This window comes from uncultured Devosia sp. (assembly GCF_913055165.1).
In the GTDB taxonomy this organism is placed as follows: Bacteria; Pseudomonadota; Alphaproteobacteria; order Rhizobiales; family Devosiaceae; genus Devosia.
The window spans coordinates 1-2,079 of the sequence record NZ_CAJXJS010000122.1; the positions used below are offsets into that span (position 1 = coordinate 1).

2 pseudogenes are annotated in these 2,079 nt (G+C 60.2%); both read right to left on the reverse strand.

Going from position 1 to position 2,079, the window contains the following annotated elements:
- Nucleotides 1–1,070 (reverse strand): annotated as a pseudogene (locus QZ564_RS19160) (DNA-directed RNA polymerase subunit beta'); the annotation flags it as partial.
- A gap of 82 nt (nucleotides 1,071–1,152) precedes the next feature.
- A pseudogene (locus tag QZ564_RS19165) lies at nucleotides 1,153–2,079 on the reverse strand (DNA-directed RNA polymerase subunit beta); the annotation flags it as partial.

Genomic DNA, 2,079 nt, shown 5'->3' on the forward strand with positions numbered 1-2,079 from the left:
GAACGGCCCGAATAGTCGACGCGCTTGCCGAGCAGGTTCTGGCGGAAGCGGCCCTGCTTGCCCTTCAGCATGTCGGAGAGCGACTTCAGCGGACGCTTGTTGGCGCCCGTGATGACGCGGCCGCGGCGGCCGTTGTCGAACAGCGCGTCGACGGCTTCCTGCAGCATGCGCTTTTCGTTGCGGATGATGATATCCGGTGCACGCAGCTCGATGAGGCGCTTCAGGCGGTTGTTGCGGTTGATGACACGACGATAAAGGTCGTTCAGGTCAGAGGTCGCAAAGCGGCCACCATCCAGCGGCACCAGCGGGCGCAGCTCGGGCGGGATGACCGGAATGACGGTCATGATCATCCATTCGGGCTTGTTGCCCGACACGATGAACTGCTCGACGATCTTCAAGCGCTTGGCGAGCTTCTTGGGCTTAAGCTCGGTAGTGGCCTCGGCAATTTCCACGCGCAGGTCAGCAGCGATCTTCTCCAGATCGAGTGACAGCAGAATTTCGCGGATGGCCTCGGCGCCGATCTTGGCGGTGAAGCTGTCGGCGCCATACTCGTCCTGGGCGTCCAGATACTGCTCTTCGGTGAGCAGTTCGTTTTGCGTGAACGGCGTCAGGCCCGGATCGAGGACGACATAGTTCTCGAAATAAAGGATGCGCTCGATATCCTTCAGCGTCATATCGAGCAGCAAGGCAATGCGGCTCGGCAGCGACTTGAGGAACCAAATGTGGGCAACCGGTGCGGCCAGCTCGATATGGCCCATGCGCTCGCGGCGAACGCGGCTCAGGGTGACTTCCACACCGCACTTTTCGCAGATGACGCCTTTGAACTTCATGCGCTTGTACTTGCCGCACAAGCACTCATAGTCCTTCACAGGGCCAAAGATGCGGGCACAGAACAGGCCATCGCGTTCAGGCTTGAACGTACGATAGTTGATGGTCTCGGGCTTCTTGATCTCGCCGTAGGACCAGGAAAGGATTTTCTCGGGGCTCGCGATCGAGATTTTCATCTGATCGAAAGTCTGCACGGGGACGGCCGGGTTGAACGGGTCCATGACGTGGGAATGATGATTCATCTATTCTCTCCTCTACCCCTCCAGGACCCCGAATATGAACGGGTCCGTGGAGAGGTGATGATTGGAAACTGGAAGTGCCGGATTATTCCGCCGCTTCCTGAGGAGGTGCGAGCTCCGGATCGGCCTGCTCGGGTTCGTTCTCATCCCGCATGTCGAGTTCGACATTGAGGCCCAGAGACCGGATTTCCTTGACCAGAACGTTGAAGCTTTCCGGGATGCCCGCTTCGAAGGTGTCGTCGCCGCGCACGATGGCCTCGTAGACCTTGGTACGCCCCGCCACGTCGTCCGACTTGATGGTGAGCATTTCCTGCAGCGTGTAGGCAGCGCCATACGCTTCCAGGGCCCACACTTCCATCTCGCCGAAGCGCTGACCGCCAAACTGCGCCTTGCCACCCAGCGGCTGCTGGGTAACGAGCGAGTAGGGACCGATCGAGCGAGCGTGGATCTTGTTGTCCACCAGGTGGTCGAGCTTGAGCATGTAGATGTAGCCCACCGTCACCTGACGATCGAACTGTTCGCCGGTGCGGCCGTCATAAACGGTCGACTGACCCGAGGCCTTCAGCCCTGCACGCTCCAGCATCTCGACGATGTCGGCTTCCTTGGCGCCGTCGAAGACCGGGGTCGCGATCGGCACACCCTTGGAAAGGTGTTCGCCCAGGCGAACCAGGCTGTCGTCGTCAAGGTCAGTCAGCGTCTCGTCATTGGCGAACAGCGCACCGATCTCGGCCCGAAGCGGCTTGAGATCACCCTTGGCGTGATAGGCGCGGACCATCTCGTCGATCTTCTTGCCCATGCCAGCACAGGCCCAACCCAAATGGGTTTCCAGGATCTGGCCGACATTCATGCGCGACGGCACGCCGAGCGGATTGAGCACGATGTCCACCGAGGTACCGTCTTCGAGATACGGCATGTCCTCGACAGGCACGATGCGGGAAACCACACCCTTGTTGCCGTGACGGCCGGCCATCTTGTCGCCCGGCTGGATCTTGCGCTTGGTGGCGATGAAGAC